16 protein-coding genes are annotated in these 14,370 nt (G+C 52.4%); 9 read left to right on the forward strand and 7 right to left on the reverse strand.

Annotated features, from left to right (window positions below; all coding sequences use genetic code 11):
• Nucleotides 1–269 precede the first annotated feature (269 nt).
• Nucleotides 270–827, forward strand: coding sequence for a hypothetical protein (locus MRY86_RS06475; protein WP_293564812.1), 558 nt, complete (start codon nucleotides 270–272; stop codon nucleotides 825–827).
• A gap of 21 nt (nucleotides 828–848) precedes the next feature.
• Nucleotides 849–2,258 carry an alpha-amylase family glycosyl hydrolase gene (locus tag MRY86_RS06480; RefSeq protein ID WP_293564814.1) on the forward strand — a complete coding sequence of 470 codons (1,410 nt, stop codon included), beginning with the start codon at nucleotides 849–851 and terminating at the stop codon, nucleotides 2,256–2,258.
• A 4-nt stretch (nucleotides 2,259–2,262) separates the two neighbouring features.
• Here the strand turns inward: MRY86_RS06480 and MRY86_RS06485 are convergent, their stop codons facing one another.
• Both MRY86_RS06485 and MRY86_RS06490 read right to left on the reverse strand, forming a co-directional pair.
• Entirely contained in the window at nucleotides 2,263–3,126 is an 864-nt protein-coding gene (locus tag MRY86_RS06485) for an NmrA family NAD(P)-binding protein (RefSeq protein ID WP_293564816.1), read from the reverse strand.
• A gap of 34 nt (nucleotides 3,127–3,160) precedes the next feature.
• Nucleotides 3,161–3,790: an NAD(P)-dependent oxidoreductase gene (locus MRY86_RS06490; protein ID WP_293564818.1), complete on the reverse strand. Its 630-nt coding sequence runs from the start codon at nucleotides 3,788–3,790 to the stop codon at nucleotides 3,161–3,163.
• Nucleotides 3,791–3,872: 82 nt separating this feature from the next.
• On the opposite strand from MRY86_RS06490, the gene MRY86_RS06495 reads away from it, so the two are divergent.
• A complete protein-coding gene (locus MRY86_RS06495) occupies nucleotides 3,873–4,223 on the forward strand; it encodes a helix-turn-helix domain-containing protein (protein ID WP_293564820.1) in 351 nt (116 codons plus the stop codon).
• Nucleotides 4,224–4,258: 35 nt separating this feature from the next.
• Here MRY86_RS06495 and rpsU read toward each other — a convergent pair whose 3' ends face one another.
• Nucleotides 4,259–4,450 (reverse strand): 30S ribosomal protein S21, encoded by a 192-nt coding sequence (gene rpsU / locus MRY86_RS06500; RefSeq protein ID WP_293564822.1) that lies wholly within the window; start codon nucleotides 4,448–4,450, stop codon nucleotides 4,259–4,261.
• Nucleotides 4,451–4,605: 155 nt separating this feature from the next.
• Nucleotides 4,606–5,661, reverse strand: a complete 1,056-nt coding sequence (locus MRY86_RS06505; RefSeq protein WP_293564824.1) for an agmatinase family protein — start codon at nucleotides 5,659–5,661, stop codon at nucleotides 4,606–4,608.
• Nucleotides 5,662–5,725: 64 nt separating this feature from the next.
• Here MRY86_RS06505 and MRY86_RS06510 point away from each other — a divergent pair, with 64 nt between their 5' ends.
• From MRY86_RS06510 to nspC, 5 genes are read left to right on the forward strand one after another with little or no spacing between them, the layout of a single operon-like run.
• The gene (locus MRY86_RS06510; RefSeq protein WP_293564826.1) at nucleotides 5,726–5,956 is read left to right on the forward strand and encodes a DUF433 domain-containing protein; all 231 of its coding nucleotides are present in this window, start codon (nucleotides 5,726–5,728) and stop codon (nucleotides 5,954–5,956) included.
• Between the two features lie 16 nt (nucleotides 5,957–5,972).
• Nucleotides 5,973–7,178, forward strand: coding sequence for a saccharopine dehydrogenase family protein (locus MRY86_RS06515; protein WP_293564828.1), 1,206 nt, complete (start codon nucleotides 5,973–5,975; stop codon nucleotides 7,176–7,178).
• Nucleotides 7,179–7,190: 12 nt separating this feature from the next.
• A complete protein-coding gene (locus MRY86_RS06520) occupies nucleotides 7,191–7,610 on the forward strand; it encodes a XisH family protein (protein WP_293564830.1) in 420 nt (139 codons plus the stop codon).
• 47 nt (nucleotides 7,611–7,657) lie between these two features.
• Complete coding sequence (locus tag MRY86_RS06525) at nucleotides 7,658–7,936, forward strand: XisI protein (RefSeq protein ID WP_293564831.1); 279 nt, start codon at nucleotides 7,658–7,660, stop codon at nucleotides 7,934–7,936.
• 40 nt (nucleotides 7,937–7,976) lie between these two features.
• Complete coding sequence (gene nspC / locus MRY86_RS06530; RefSeq protein ID WP_293564833.1) at nucleotides 7,977–9,113, forward strand: carboxynorspermidine decarboxylase; 1,137 nt, start codon at nucleotides 7,977–7,979, stop codon at nucleotides 9,111–9,113.
• 64 nt (nucleotides 9,114–9,177) lie between these two features.
• Here the strand turns inward: nspC and MRY86_RS06535 are convergent, their stop codons facing one another.
• Nucleotides 9,178–10,062, reverse strand: coding sequence for a diacylglycerol kinase family protein (locus tag MRY86_RS06535; RefSeq protein WP_293564835.1), 885 nt, complete (start codon nucleotides 10,060–10,062; stop codon nucleotides 9,178–9,180).
• 96 nt (nucleotides 10,063–10,158) lie between these two features.
• On the opposite strand from MRY86_RS06535, the gene MRY86_RS06540 reads away from it, so the two are divergent.
• Nucleotides 10,159–11,196 carry a phosphatase domain-containing protein gene (locus tag MRY86_RS06540; protein WP_293564836.1) on the forward strand — a complete coding sequence of 346 codons (1,038 nt, stop codon included), beginning with the start codon at nucleotides 10,159–10,161 and terminating at the stop codon, nucleotides 11,194–11,196.
• Here the strand turns inward: MRY86_RS06540 and MRY86_RS06545 are convergent.
• Both MRY86_RS06545 and MRY86_RS06550 read right to left on the reverse strand, forming a co-directional pair.
• A complete protein-coding gene (locus tag MRY86_RS06545) occupies nucleotides 11,184–11,729 on the reverse strand; it encodes a CIA30 family protein (protein ID WP_293564837.1) in 546 nt (181 codons plus the stop codon). The genes MRY86_RS06540 and MRY86_RS06545 overlap by 13 nt on opposite strands.
• A 21-nt stretch (nucleotides 11,730–11,750) precedes the next feature.
• On the reverse strand, nucleotides 11,751–14,252 hold the full coding sequence (locus MRY86_RS06550; RefSeq protein ID WP_293571107.1) for a glycoside hydrolase family 31 protein: 2,502 nt from the start codon (nucleotides 14,250–14,252) through the stop codon (nucleotides 11,751–11,753).
• Between the last annotated feature and the right edge of the window lie 118 nt (nucleotides 14,253–14,370).

Raw genomic sequence — 14,370 nt, forward strand, 5'->3', positions numbered from 1 at the left:
ATTTACGCTGGGAAGTGGCTTGCGCCTGCCCTGACAAGCTATGCTTCGTCAGTGGCCGATGTCGCAAATCCAAGATCCCAGACGATGAATGTCTGGATCAGTGGCCCAGACGATGAATGTCTGGACTTTAAGCCCGACATTTATCGTCGGTGACCACTTCGTATTGCGTATAATTCACCTATTCTTGTAAAACAAACCTGAAGCCTCTGCTTTGTAAAGTGGGGGCTTCATTTTATCTTCCCGACCAAAATTTAAACCATCTTCGCAATATGAGACGATTAAGCTGGTCCTTGTTTTTGATTTTTGGGTTACTGGCCTCCTGCACGGATGATAAGCCCGCAGGTGAATCCGGTACAGAAAATACCACCGCGCCAACAACGGCTGAAACGAATACCTCCGGCGAAGGCATAGCTATGAACGGTTCTTTCCAGCCGCCGGTAGCAGCGGAGCCCTCCGCATTGGTCAACACTTTGACTACTGATTTCTGGGTCTGGGAATACTATGTGGTAGATGATAAAGCCACCCGCCTGGCCAATAAAGGGCGATGGTTTAAGCTATCTGCTGATGGTACGTATGAAAACGGCCGCTGGCAGGACAAAACAGGGTATGGCTCCTGGCGCCTGCTGAATCAGGATGGTAAGCAGATATTGCAGTTTGACAATATTGATGACCGTCAGGACGAGCAGTGGGAGATTCAGGGTATCAATCAGGAAAACGATACGATGACCTGGGCTGGTGTGAAAGATACGAAGTCCGAAGGTGCGATCCTGAAAGCGATTTCCCTGCTGACCCGCCCCACCCGTCAGCAGTTTGGTGTTGCTGAATAACTGGTCTTAAATTCTATTGCTATGAGAAGCCTGTTCTTTCTTCTGACTGTGCTTTCCTTGTCTGCCTGTGGTGGCGGGGAAGGGACTGAAGCTGAAAATCCATCTGAGCCTATGGAGCAGCCGGACCTGCTGCCTTCTGCTGCCACGCCTGAGTGGGCAGCACAGGCAAATATCTACGAAGTCAATGTGCGGCAGTACACGCCTTCGGGTACCCTGGAGGCTTTCGCCAAACACTTGCCCCGCCTTAAGGAAATGGGGGTGGATATCCTCTGGTTTATGCCCGTTTATCCCATATCTGAAGCTAGGCGCAAGGGCAGCCTGGGTAGCTATTACGCTGTAGCGGATTATACGGCAGTGAACCCGGCCTTCGGCACAATGGAGGAATTTAAGGCACTTGTCAATCAAATTCACGACATGGACATGCGGGTGATTCTGGATTGGGTGCCGAATCATACCGGCTGGGACCACCCCTGGATTACCGAGCACCCGGAGTACTACACGCAAGACAGCCTGGGCAATGTGATTGACCCTATTGATCCGAAAACCGGAGAATCCTGGGGCTGGACGGATGTAGCCGATTTGAATTATGATAATGCGGCGCTCCGCGAGGCTATGATCGGTGAGATGTTATTCTGGCTGGAGGAGGTAGGTATAGACGGGTATCGTTGTGATGTGGCGGGAGAAGTGCCCGATGATTTTTGGGCACAGGCGGTCCCACGGTTGAGAGCGGCAAACCCTGAGCTATTTATGCTGGCAGAATCTGACCATCCGCCGCACCGGAACGAGGAATGGTTCGCTATGAATTATGGTTGGGAGTTCCACCATCTGATGAATGCCATTGCGAAGGGAGAGCAGTCTCCATTGGCTATTGATACCGTCCTGGCTAAAAAAGCTGCAGTATACAATCGGGGTTACTTCATGAACTTTCTGACGAACCATGATGAGAACTCCTGGCAGGGCACCATAGAAGAGCGCATGGGCCCCGCAGCAGACGCCATGGCTGTCCTGGCTTTCACGATTGATGGCATGCCCTTGATGTACAGTGGTCAGGAAGCCGGGCTCAACCACCGACTGAAGTTTTTTGAAAAAGATACCATTCCCTGGAATGGGTTTAAAAAGACTAGATTTTATAAGACCCTCCTCGACCTGAAGCATAACAACCCGGCATTGGGCAATGGGCTTGCCGGTGGTGTCCTGGAGCGTATTACCGTTGAAAATGCAACGGAGGAGATCTATGCCTACCGGCGTAAAAAAGGTGCGAATCAGGTAGTGGTACTGCTTAATCTTAGTGGAGAGCCCCAATCCTTCACTTTGAGTCAGGAAGACCTGGCTGGAGAGTACACCAACGTCTTTGCAAACAGTACGGTTAAGCTTACCCCTGAGATGAGCATGAACCTCAATCCCTGGTCATACTTGCTGCTGGAACAATAAAGGGTTAAGGCGTCAGTTCATCTCTATGCTCCAGGAAAAAAGCATGGAGCGTTTTAGGGGGGCGATAGAGCAGGCGCTGCAGGGTATGCCGGTATTGATCGGAGGCAGGGACCCGGTTGAACCGGTAAAGCACCACCTGGATGAAGGCAAACATGAACTTTCGCCCCCGCATCAACTTCCGGATAATGAACCACAGCGGATTGGGATTGCTGTAGCGTATGGGGCGCCCCAGTGACTCTGAAGCTACGGTCGCTACCCGGTAATAATCCATAGGTGACGTGCCTGTAAGGGTAAACTTCTGAGGCTCGTCAGACCCTTCGAGCAAAAGTTTAGCAGCGACCTCGGCCAGTTCCTCCGTGTCAATAAAAGAAAAGCGGTTGCTCCCCGCCGGTACGAAAATCTCATCGCGCTCCACGATGTCTTCCTTTATTTCCTGAAGGAAATTTTGCATAAAAAAACCAGGGCGCAGAAAGATGTAATTCAGCCCGCTCTGCTCAATCGCCTGTTCAATTTTATAGTGAGGCGTCCACCTGTTTTTATCCGCACTCTGAATGGATAGAAAAACGATCAGCTTAACCTCCGCTTTACGTGCAGCTTTCAGTAAGGGCAAAATGTAGCCCTTGATGTCCGTCAGATTGGGCGGGCGGAGCAAAAAAAGCCGGTCGATGTCCTTTAGCGCGGGTTGGTAACTGTAAATATCCTCAAAATCGAACTGCCGGAGTTGCCAGGTCTTGGCAGCAATTTCGTGGCGTGCAACCGCCGGGCGCCTCACGGCAAAGAACAGGCGATGCTCTGATGATGCTTGCTGCAGATATTGGACAATTGGCTTTCCTACGGTTCCCGTAGCGCCGGTTACGAGGATATTCATGTTTTAGCTTTTCGGTATCTTAATATACCATTTTCTAGTAGCTTACAAAAGGCATCTGCCTAATGTACTCGTCACTTTCCACTTGCTTAAGTATAAAGTCTGCTAAATCAGCCCGCCCAATACTGGTACTTGCATTCACGCCCACCCAACCTACACGGTATGCTCCCTTCTCGGGCTCGTTTGTCAGGCGCGGACCGCGGACAATCACCCACTTCCGGTCACTTTCCTTCAAAACTTCGGCATGGCGCACGGCGTCATTCAATACCTTAGGTACAGCGACTTTCATGATAAAACGGATGAGCTTGTCCGCAAACTTGGGCTGATCTTGCTCAAAAGGCAGTCCACCCCCTGATAAACTTATGATTTTGTTGATATCCTGGTCTTTCATGGCACTGATGATATTGAATGTGCCGTCGCTCTGCAACCATTTCGGGGAACCTTTCACATGGCCAAAAAGGCTAACCACGATATCCGTGCCTTCAACAGTCCGTTGTACGTCTCCTGCGTTGAGCACATCACCCTTTACGATTTCCAGCTTTGGCGATGTGGTACTCACTTTTGATGGAGTGCGGGCCAGCATTTTAACCTGGTAGCCTTCCTGTAGTGCCTTTTTCAGAAATTCCTTTCCCGTGCCTCCGGTCCCTCCAAATAATGCAATTTTCATAGTTCCTTTTTGTTGTTCGCTACAAAAATAATAACCTTACTTACCTTTTGTAAGTTTTGGTGCGCTAACAAATTTGTAAGTGATGGAAGAAAGAAAAGTGACCTCTACGAATTATGAAAATGAGCAGGAGCTGTTGCAGTGCCCGGTTACCTATACCTTATCTATGATAGGGGGGCGGTGGAAAGCCGCGATTATATGGCAGCTAACCCAAGGGCCGGTAAGGTTTGGCACCCTGCGCGACCGGGTGGGCAAAGTTTCGGACCGGATGCTGTCGAAGCAGCTTGGGGAATTGCAAGAGGACGGTCTGGTGGCCAGAGAAGCCTACTCGGAAGTGCCGCCCCGGGTAGAATACCGGCTTACGGAGAAAGGGCAGTCTTTGGAACCAGTTTTAGAAGAAATTCTAAAGTGGGGGCTGGCTAACCGTGGGGCATAAAAAAACCGCCTCAGCAGGCGGCCTTTACGGATGAATTAATTTTCATCATCCTGTTTCTTTAAAATGTAAGCTGCTTTGAGCACTTCTTTCCGCCGCTCAACAGAGGGCTTTGTAAAGTGCTTGCGCTTTCTGATTTCCTGTAATACACCTACTTTCCGGTGCTTCCGCTTGTAGCGCTTTAGGGCGCGGTCAATATTTTCTCCGCTTTTCACATCAATAATGAGCATAGATTCGATTTTCTGTTTAAAAAATGGGCAACGCTGTCCTTTGGAGCGAGGCTCTTGTAAGAAAAAGCATACTTGTTGTGAGGTTGCAGTGACAGCGCATTGACCCTTTACATTATAACTAACAGAAAATCAAAGTATAAAGTTCCCCATGGTCCCTAATCGGTTTGCAGCCTCTGGCTTTTGCCCATTAGGTTAGCGAGTTTATACAGCACCCGGGCCCCTACATTGGCGTCCCATTCGTGAGGGTTACCGGCGGTTTCGCAAAGGTCAAAGCCGATAATGGTGCGTCCGGTTTCCACTACTGTCTGCAGCAGATAGATCGCCTGATCAAATGTAAGCCCGCCGGGTACCGGAGTACCGGTATTTGGGCAGAGTTCTGGCAGGAGCCCATCTATATCGAAGCTGATGTACACTTTTTCAGGCAGGGTGTCCACTATTTCCCGGCACAAGGTGGACCAGGTAGCGCCTTCAAAGGCTCTTTTGTTGAGATCGTGGTTGAAAAAGACTGCGCAGCGGCTGTCCTGCCTGGTCAGTTGTGCTTCCGCCTCACAGTAATCGCGTATGCCCACCTGTGTGAGTTGTGCCAGGCCTTCCAGTTGAAGGGCATTGTAGAAAATAGACGCATGAGAATAGGTGAAGCCCTCGTAGGCGGCCCTGAGGTCCATGTGCGCATCAATTTGCAGCACGCCAAAGCCGGGGTGGCGCTCGGAAAGGGCTTCCAGAAAACCAAGGGGTACGCTATGCTCTCCACCCACTATGCCAACGGCTTTGCCTTGTTCGAGCAGGGCAGTAGTTTCGGTTTTTACCCAGGCTTTGAGCTCGGCGCAGGCTTTGTTGATGTGCGTAAGCGTGGCTTCGTCTACGGGCAGCCCTTCTTCCAGCTGCTCAATGTAGCGGGCCGCGCCTGGCCGGAGTTCCTGAGAACGATGGAGCCAGGATTTGTCGGGCTGCCGCATAAACAAGCCCATCTTCCAGGCCTCCGGTACATCCGGGTCGTACAGATCGAGCTGCGGAGATGCATCGAGGATATTGGCTGGCCCGGTAGCCGTACCCGCCCCGTAGGACACCGTCACATCCCAGGGCACCGGTAGCAGCACGATCTGCGCGTCCTGCTCCTCGAAGGGCAGCCCGATAAAATGGCCGTTTTTCAGCCCGACACCGTTGGGGTCGAAGTTTTTGATTTTTTCTGCTTTGGAGTTGCTATTTCCCATTTATCTTTGTTAATAGTGTGACTGCTTCAGCAATGAAGGTGCAATATCTGTAAAATACCGGATTATGGAAAAAGAGACTATTCTGGAACGTATTGTAATTGATCCTAAGGTCTGTCATCGTAAGCCATGTATCCGCAGTCTGAGATATCCGGTTGGGGCTATTTTGGAATACCTCGCGGGTGGAGATCGTATTGCTGATATCCTGGAAGCGTTTCCGGATTTAGAAGAGGCAGATATTCAAGCATGCCAGCTTTATGCAAACGGGAAATTAAGAAGCAATCCATTCATTGGATAAAAACCAAAAATAGATAATGTCAAAAGTACTCATCATCGGGGCCGGCGGAGTAGGCCGGGTCGTTACTTACAAATGCGCGCAGCATCCGGAGGTGTTTTCCGAGATCATGCTCGCCAGCCGTACTAAATCCAAGTGCGATGCTATTGTAGCGGATGCACAGAAAGCCACCGGACACACCAAAATGAAGACCGCACAGGTGGATGCGGACAATGTACCGGAACTGGTCGCGCTGATCAACTCCTTCCAACCGGCATTGGTGCTGCACGTTGCGCTGCCCTATCAGGACCTGACCATTATGGAGGCCTGCCTGCAAACCGGGGTTCACTACCTCGATACCGCCAACTACGAGCCCAAAGATGAGGCGAAGTTTGAATACAGCTGGCAGTGGGCTTATCAGGACCGGTTTAAGGAAGCCGGCCTGACTGCGGTTTTGGGCTGTGGTTTTGACCCCGGCGTGACGAGCATCTTCACCGCCCGTGCCGCTAAGCACCACTTTGATGAGATGCACTACCTCGATATTGTGGACTGCAATGCGGGCGATCACGGCAAGGCTTTCGCCACTAACTTCAACCCCGAGATCAACATCCGGGAAGTCACCCAAAAAGGCCGCTACTGGGAAAATGGACAGTGGGTGGAAACCGAGCCTCATGAAATCATGAAGGTGCTCAACTATCCAAACATCGGCCCTAAAGATTCCTACCTTATTTACCATGAGGAACTGGAGTCGCTGGTCAAGAACTTCCCAACCCTCAAGCGCGCCCGCTTTTGGATGACCTTTGGGCAGGAATACCTGACTCACCTGCGCGTGATTCAGAATATCGGAATGGCAGGCATTGAGCCTGTGAAGTACAAAGGCGTGGATGTCATCCCGCTCGAATTCCTCAAAGCCGTATTGCCTGACCCGGGCGAGCTGGGTGAAAACTATACCGGTGAGACCTCAATCGGCTGCCGCATCAAAGGCATCAAGGACGGTAAAGAGAAGGCCTACTACATCTGGAACAACTGCAGCCATCAGGCCGCCTTTGACGAAACAGGCGCGCAGGGCGTTTCCTACACCACCGGTGTGCCTGCTGCACTCGGCGCTATGATGGTGCTGACCGGACAATGGGGCGGTGCTGGCGTTTTCAACGTAGAAGAATTCAACCCGGACCCGTTCCTGGATAAGCTGGGAGAGATGGGCCTGCCCTGGCAGGAGGAAATTGGGATTGATTTGGAATTGTAAAGCGATATTCAAATGCCTGCGAAAGACTTTTACCACGACCATGTCAAGTTTGCACTCGAAGCGGAAGGGTGGAAGATTACCCATGATCCCTTTTTTATTCGGGTAGGGCGCAGGAAAAGCTTTATTGATCTGGGCGCCGAGAAAGCAGTAATTGGAGCTGAGAAAGAAGGCGTGAAGATTGCAGTGGAAATTAAAAGCTTTCTCGGTGCTTCTGATTTGGATGAATTTGAAGACGCCTTAGGGCAATTTATTATTTATTTCAATGCCCTTGAAGAAAAGGATCCTGATCGGCACCTATACATGGCTATGCCTGGTGATTTTTACGAGCGGTTCTTCGAAGATGGGTTTTTCAGGAAACTGGCTGAGCGCTATAGCCTTAAAATGATTATTTTTGATGAGAAGACTAAAGTAATCCACAAATGGATAAAGTAGCAAGATATAAGTCAGTAATCAAGACTCTGGTGGAAGACATTTATACAATGATACCTTCTGATGAAGCTATTGAAACTCAACTCATACTGGACGAAGAGCGAGGGCATTTCTTGCTACTTTCCGTGGGCTGGGAAAATGGCCACTGGGAGTACGGCAGTTTCGTCCACATAGATGTTAAATCGGATGGTAAGGTCTGGATACAACATAACGGCACAGACCTCAAGCTGGGAGACGAGCTGGAGTCTAAAGGTATTCCAAAGTCAGATATCGTCATTGGATTTCATTCCCCGCACAGCCGAACGCTCACAGAGTATGCAGTAGGGTAGTAAAGCATAAACGCTTCTGCTGTAATTTTCAAAAAATAATATGATCAACTACACCCAAGCCTCCTCCCCATCCTTCCTGCTCGACGAAAGCCGCCTGCGCCGCAACCTTGAGCTCATTAGCAGTGTGCAGGAGCGCGCCGGCGTGTCGGTGATACTGGCCCTCAAAGGGTTTTCCATGTGGCGGGTCTTCCCGCTGGTGAAGCAGTACCTGAAAGGCGCCACAGCCAGTTCCCTGCACGAAGCCCGGCTGATATACGAAGAGATGGGCGTACGGGCGCATACTTATTCCCCGGCTTACATCCCGGGCGAACTGGAAGAAATCCTGAAGTACAGCAGCCACCTCACCTTCAATTCGGTAGCCGAATACGAACGGCACGCCGGGCATTTGGCGAAAGCCGGTCATAAGGTATCCGCCGGCCTGCGTGTCAACCCGGAGTATTCCGAGGTGGAAACGGACCTCTACAATCCGGCAGCACCCGGCTCCCGCTTAGGCATCGCGCCGGACGGGCTGGGCGAGCGTTTGCCGGAAGGCGTGGAGGGGCTGCACTTTCATACCCTCTGTGAGTCGAGCTCCTTTGATTTGGAGAAAGTCCTGGCTGCTTTTGAACACCATTTTGGGCGCTTCTTCCCCCAGCTCAAATGGGTTAACCTTGGTGGCGGCCACCTAATGACGCGGCAAGGGTACGATATACCGCACCTCGTTCAGCTATTGCAAAAATTTCGTGAGCGTACCGGGCTGGAAGTCATTATGGAGCCGGGCAGCGCCATCGCCTGGGAGACGGGCGAGCTGGTGACTACCGTGCTGGATGTGGTGGAAAACCGGGGCGTGCGCACCGCTATCATTGACGCTTCCTTCACCGCGCATATGCCGGATACGCTGGAGATGCCCTACCTGCCGAAGATCATCGGTAGTAAGCCGGAAGGGGAGGGGCAGTATACCTACCGCATTGGTGGGGTGAGCTGTCTGGCCGGCGATTACAAGCAGTCCTACCACTTCGACCGCCCCCTTGAGCCCGGCGACCGGCTGGTGTTTTGGGATATGATCCACTACACCATGGTAAAGACCACCACCTTCAACGGTGTCAGACACCCTGACATCTGTATGTGGCGGGAGAATGGCGAGCTGGAAGTGGTGAAGCGCTTCGGGTATGAGGATTTCAAGGGGCGATTGTCTTAATAAATTGAAGGAGCACAGAGGATTGGACTGGGTTCAAATACAGGTGTTTACCCTGACTTGCAGGTCAGTTCACTGCCGGTTGAAGCACCTGTACTTTTTCTTCTAGAACCTCAACCGAGATCGACCGGGCTTCTCCTATCAATTCTCCATCCACCTGCAAAGGCATGGGGCGGTCTGCCTCAAGTTGCAGGCTACGGCAGGGAATAATCTTCACGTAGCGCGATTTATCAATCTGGCCAATAAAAAACAAGACGCTCATCCACACGAGGTACCAACGCGGCCAGGGCAGGAAAAGGCACAGCTCAAACTGCCCGTCATCGGTCCGGCCATCCGGGTTGACGATCGCGCCGGTGCCGTAGCGGCGGGCATTAGCAAAAGTGGCCATCACACTTCGGCGGCTGAAGGCTTGTTGATCGGTTCGGATCCTGAATTTTGCCAGAGGGCGGTTGCGGGCGACCCGAAGGAAGCTGCGGGCGTAGCCCAATTGCCCACGCTGATCACCGGACTCAAACTCTTGGACAAGTCGGGCATTATACCCTACATCCGCGAGGTGGAACGCATAGTGCTTTCTATTGATAAGCAGCCCGTCGAGCGGTAAAGGCTGGTCCTGTAGTAGAACATCGAGCGCCTCGGGCACGTTTTCGGGAATACAGAGTTCTGTTGCCAAACCGTTGGCAGAGCCTAGTGGCAGAATCCCCATCTTTATGGGTGTCCCGAGCAGGGAACGGGCAACGAGATTGACAGTGCCATCACCTCCACAGGCGACCACTGTCTCAGGATTTTCCTGTTGGATCAGGGTGTTGAGCCTCTCCAGGTCATCCGCTCCGTTGGTTTCCATCCACAACCCGTTGAGTTGATGCTGTTGCCACCACTTTTCTACGGTTGTCTTGCAGTCCTCTTTTTCATTGCCCCCGCTAATGGGGTTGATCACGAAAAGTATTTTCTCCATAATTATAAAACCAAGATGGCCTGCACTTGTGCGCTGGCTGCTAATATGAGTTTACTGAGCCGACATATAAGCCTTAACATAAAGAAATGGTTAGGTATGGAAACCCCGCCGGTAGTCTTGGCTTACCGGGGGTATGGCACGCCTGACCGGGTATTCGTAAGAGGGCATGTGCTGGATGACCGGCTGCTTTATGAGCCGGAGCCCGGCGACAGCCTTTGGCGCAATCTTCGGGCTATGCTGAGCCGCTACCTAAGTACCACCATTCCCGACACCCAGGTGGACATTGAGTTTAACGGGCAGAATTATCACGTAAAGACCGATGAGCGGGGGCAGTTCGAGCTGCTGGCAAAGGGGCCGCACAAGCTTCAGGAAGGCTGGCACCCGGTGGCGTTCCGGGTTCACAACCCACTCGACGAAGGGCCTTCGTTTCTGGAGCAGCGCGAGGAAGTGTACATCAGTCATGGTACCCACGAGTTTGGGGTGATCTCTGATGTGGACGATACGATTCTGGTTTCCCACGCTACGGAGACTTTCCGGAAATTAAGGCTGATTCTTACCAAAAATGCGGCTACCCGTTTGCCTTTCCCGGGCGTCCCTGCATTTTACCAGGCGCTATGTGCAGGTAAGGAAGCAAACTGCAACAACCCCATTTTCTTCATTAGCAGCAGCGAGTGGAATTTGTATGATTTTCTGGTCGACTTCTGCCAGGCCAGGGACATCCCCAAAGGCATCTTCCTGTTACAGGCTCTCAAGTCGGGGCTAAAAGACTTTTTTAGTACAGGCGGGGGCACGCATTCCCATAAATTGGACAAAGCGCGACATCTTATGGAAGTCTTTCCGGATTTAAAGTTTATCCTGATCGGGGATAGCGGGCAGCACGATGCACAGCTGTATGCTCAGTTGTCAGAGTCTCACCCCGACCGGGTGCTGGCTGTTTATATCCGGGATGTGACAAATCGCAAAAATAGCGAGACCATACATGCCCTGTACGCTGACCACCCTCATCTGGAAGGCAAGGTTTGTTTATCAGACGATACCCTTAGGGTGGCCCGGCATGCCTATGAGCATGGTTGGATTTCTAAAGAGGGGCTACAGGCTGTGGCTGAGCAGATTGAGGGGCCTCAATCCGAATAGACCGAAATTTCGTCAATTTCTAACTGAAATGCCCCGGCTTGTTTATCGGCAATCAGGAAGCCCACTTCCCGGATATCATCGGGCGTGATCGGAGGGACATCATTCAGCGTCCGGCCCCTGAAGGTGGGTTCGAAGCCACTCCAAAGCAATTCTACCGTATGCCAGCCGCTATCATTTGCCGTAAAGCCCGCCCGGTAAGAAACCCTGCTGTAAGGTCCGCTTAGCCGTACTCTGAAATCATAGCGTTGTCCGTCACCCCGCACCCGAAGGCGTACGCCCTTTGTCCCACTCAGCTCAATCTTTTCAACAGCTGCCCGGCAGGAAGCAAAGCCACCGTTGTTTTCCAGTGAAACCGTCCCGGAGAACTGCCCGTAACCCTCAGTATTTACAGTCATCCGGCTTTTGGAAATGCCCCCCATTACCCCATCGTTTACGATTTGCCAGTCGAGTTGGGTGGGATTGAAGGATTCAATAGTGGATTGCCCGGTCATGATGGTATTTGTGATTAGAAAAAGCCAAAAAAGCGGTCTCATCTTTTTTCTGGCTCCAACAGCCTACCGCACAACAAGTTCATGAAAACCAGCGGGGAGGGTACAGGCAAATCCACCCTGCTCCAGCGCTTCTGTTTTTAGGTCTTCCCCGTCACAGGTCGCTTTGGCGGGCTTGCCTGTCAGGCCAAAGAGTTCCACCCGGTAAGTGAGGTAGCCGGGTTCGTAAGTCCCTGTCTGTACCTGCCGCAGGGTAATCTGCCCCTTGTCCTGTTGCATATTGAAACTGCTAAGGCGGAAAGCTTCTTCCTGATAGGCATAACCATCGCCAGCATCTTCGTAGAGCTCACTTTGACCATTTCCTGCAAAGGCTTTGAGGGTGATCTGGTCGAAGTTTTTTTCTCCCGTGTACTGCTGAACCGGGTAGTGGGGGATGACTGCGCCTGCCTTTACATAAAGTGGGATGCGTTCCAACCCGCAGGCATTCTTCACCAGTTGCCGTCCCTGATAGCGTGCACCGCTGTAGTAATCATACCATTCTCCAGCCGGGAGATAACCTTCGGCCTGCGTGGCGCCTGCTTCCAGTACCGGCACCACCAGCAGGTGTTCTCCAAACAGGAACTCTGCCTCCCGGTCTTTGACCTCCGGGTTGGCCTGATCGGCAAAGGCCAGGCTGCGCAGCACCGGGCGGCCATCTTGTGTGTACTGCCGGAATGCCGTGTACAGATAGGGCAGGAGCTGGTACCTAAGCTCAATGGCGGCTTTGGATATGCTTGTATAGGGCTCTCCGAAGGTCCAGGGCTCCTGGTCCATGCGGTTGTTGCGTTCTGCTTCGTGTATCGCATCGGCATCGGCTTCGGCGGCTCCATCAATGTTGTTGCCCATGGAGTGTACGCGGTACAGGGGGTGGAAGGCGGCCAGCTGCATCCAACGCGCGAATAGTTCTCCGTCCGGTTGCTGGCTGAAGCCACCTACATCCGTACCCACGAAAGAAAAGCCGGATATACTCAACCGCTGGCATTGGATATTGGCCAGGCGGAGGTGTTCCCAACTGGCGATGTTGTCGCCCGTCCAGACACTCGCGTAACGCTGCCCGCCGCTGTAGGTCGCCCGGGTGAGTACGAAGGGGCGTTTCTGAGGTTGCAGGTTTTTCAACCCTTCAAAAGTAGCCCGCGACATTTGCTGGCCATACACATTGTGGGCTTTGCGGTGGTCGCAGGGGTGCCCGTCGTAATCGTGGCGCACATTATCCGGGAAGGTGGCGATGTTGACCTTAAAGACAGCCGGTTCGTTCATGTCATTCCAAAAGCCGCTAACCCCCTGCTCGTTGTACAATTGCTCGTAGAGCGGCCCCCACCATTCGCGCACTTCCGGCCGGGTAAAGTCCGGAAAGACACAATCCTGCGGCCATACAGGGCCACGCATGATTTCACCAGAGGTACGGTAGCAGAACATGTCTTTTTCGATGCCTTCCTGATACACATGGTAGTCTGGATCGACCCGAATGCCGGGGTCTATCATTACGATGGTGTGAAAACCCTGATCGCGCAGGTCTTTGATCATTTTTGCCGGTTTGGGGAAATGCTCCTCGTCCCAGGTGAAGCAGCGGTAGCCGTCCATATAGTCGATATCAAGATAGATGGCATCGCAGGGGATTTTCCGGTCGCGGAATTCCCTGGCAAGCTCGTAGACCCGTTCTTCCGGGTAGTAGCTCCAGCGGCATTGGTGAAAACCCAGTGCCCACATTGGGGGCATCTCCGGGCGCCCGGTCAGCCAGGCATAACGCTGGGCAACCTCCGTGAGACCGGGGCCTGCGATGAAAAAGTAGTCCATCTCCCCGCCATCGGCCTGAAAGGTAACCTGGTCTTGGGCGGTCTTAGCAAAGTCAAAGTGCGTGCGGTAAGAATTATGCAGGAAAACCCCATAACCTTTTCCTTCCTGAAGCCCGAAGAAAAACGGGATGGTCCGGTAAAGCGGGTCGGTGTCCTTTCCGTAACCAAAGGAGTCGGTATTCCAGTGCTGCAGCCGTTGCCCACGCAGGTTAAGGGCGCCACTCTTGTCGCCGAGCCCATAGTAGGCGGTCCGGGCAGGGGCCTTTTGTGTGACGCTCACCCGTTCTATTCCGTTAAGGATGCTTTTCCGGCAGGCATAGGGGGCAGCGTCTTCGCAGAGCAGGGTATTACCGGGATTATCATACATCGCTACCTTAAGCCCTTCCTTAGCGATCTGGCAAATCAGGCGGCTGGTACGTAGGGTAAGGTGCTCCTCTTCTTCACTAAAGGTGAGGTCCGGGGATTGGTAAGCCGCATTAGGGTCAAGGGCGTAGGAAAAGTCTGCTTCAAACTGTCCCTCCGGCGCATAACGGAACCGGAGTATTTCATCTGATACTGCTTCAATGCGAAGGGCCACGCCGTTTTTTGCGGTTACGAGCAGGAGGTTGCCGTTTTGAGTTGCGCGATCGAAAGTATCAGGTGATAAGACGTCATAAACATCAGGATATCGCTCTCCGGTGGTGGTTTCTGAAATGTGGACGGGGTGTGTTGCCTTTGGAGGCTGCTGCTTGGCCATTTGAGTTGTGGTTACCGGTTAAAAAATCACAGTGCCGGGGTGGTTGCTGTGGTTGGCAAATATAGGGTATGTTTTGCATTTAGGGGTGGGCCCAGTTGCCAGTATCAGTGTCATCAGT

It is taken from the genome of Phaeodactylibacter sp., from assembly GCF_022763345.1.
In the GTDB taxonomy this organism is placed as follows: Bacteria; Bacteroidota; Bacteroidia; order Chitinophagales; family Saprospiraceae; genus Phaeodactylibacter.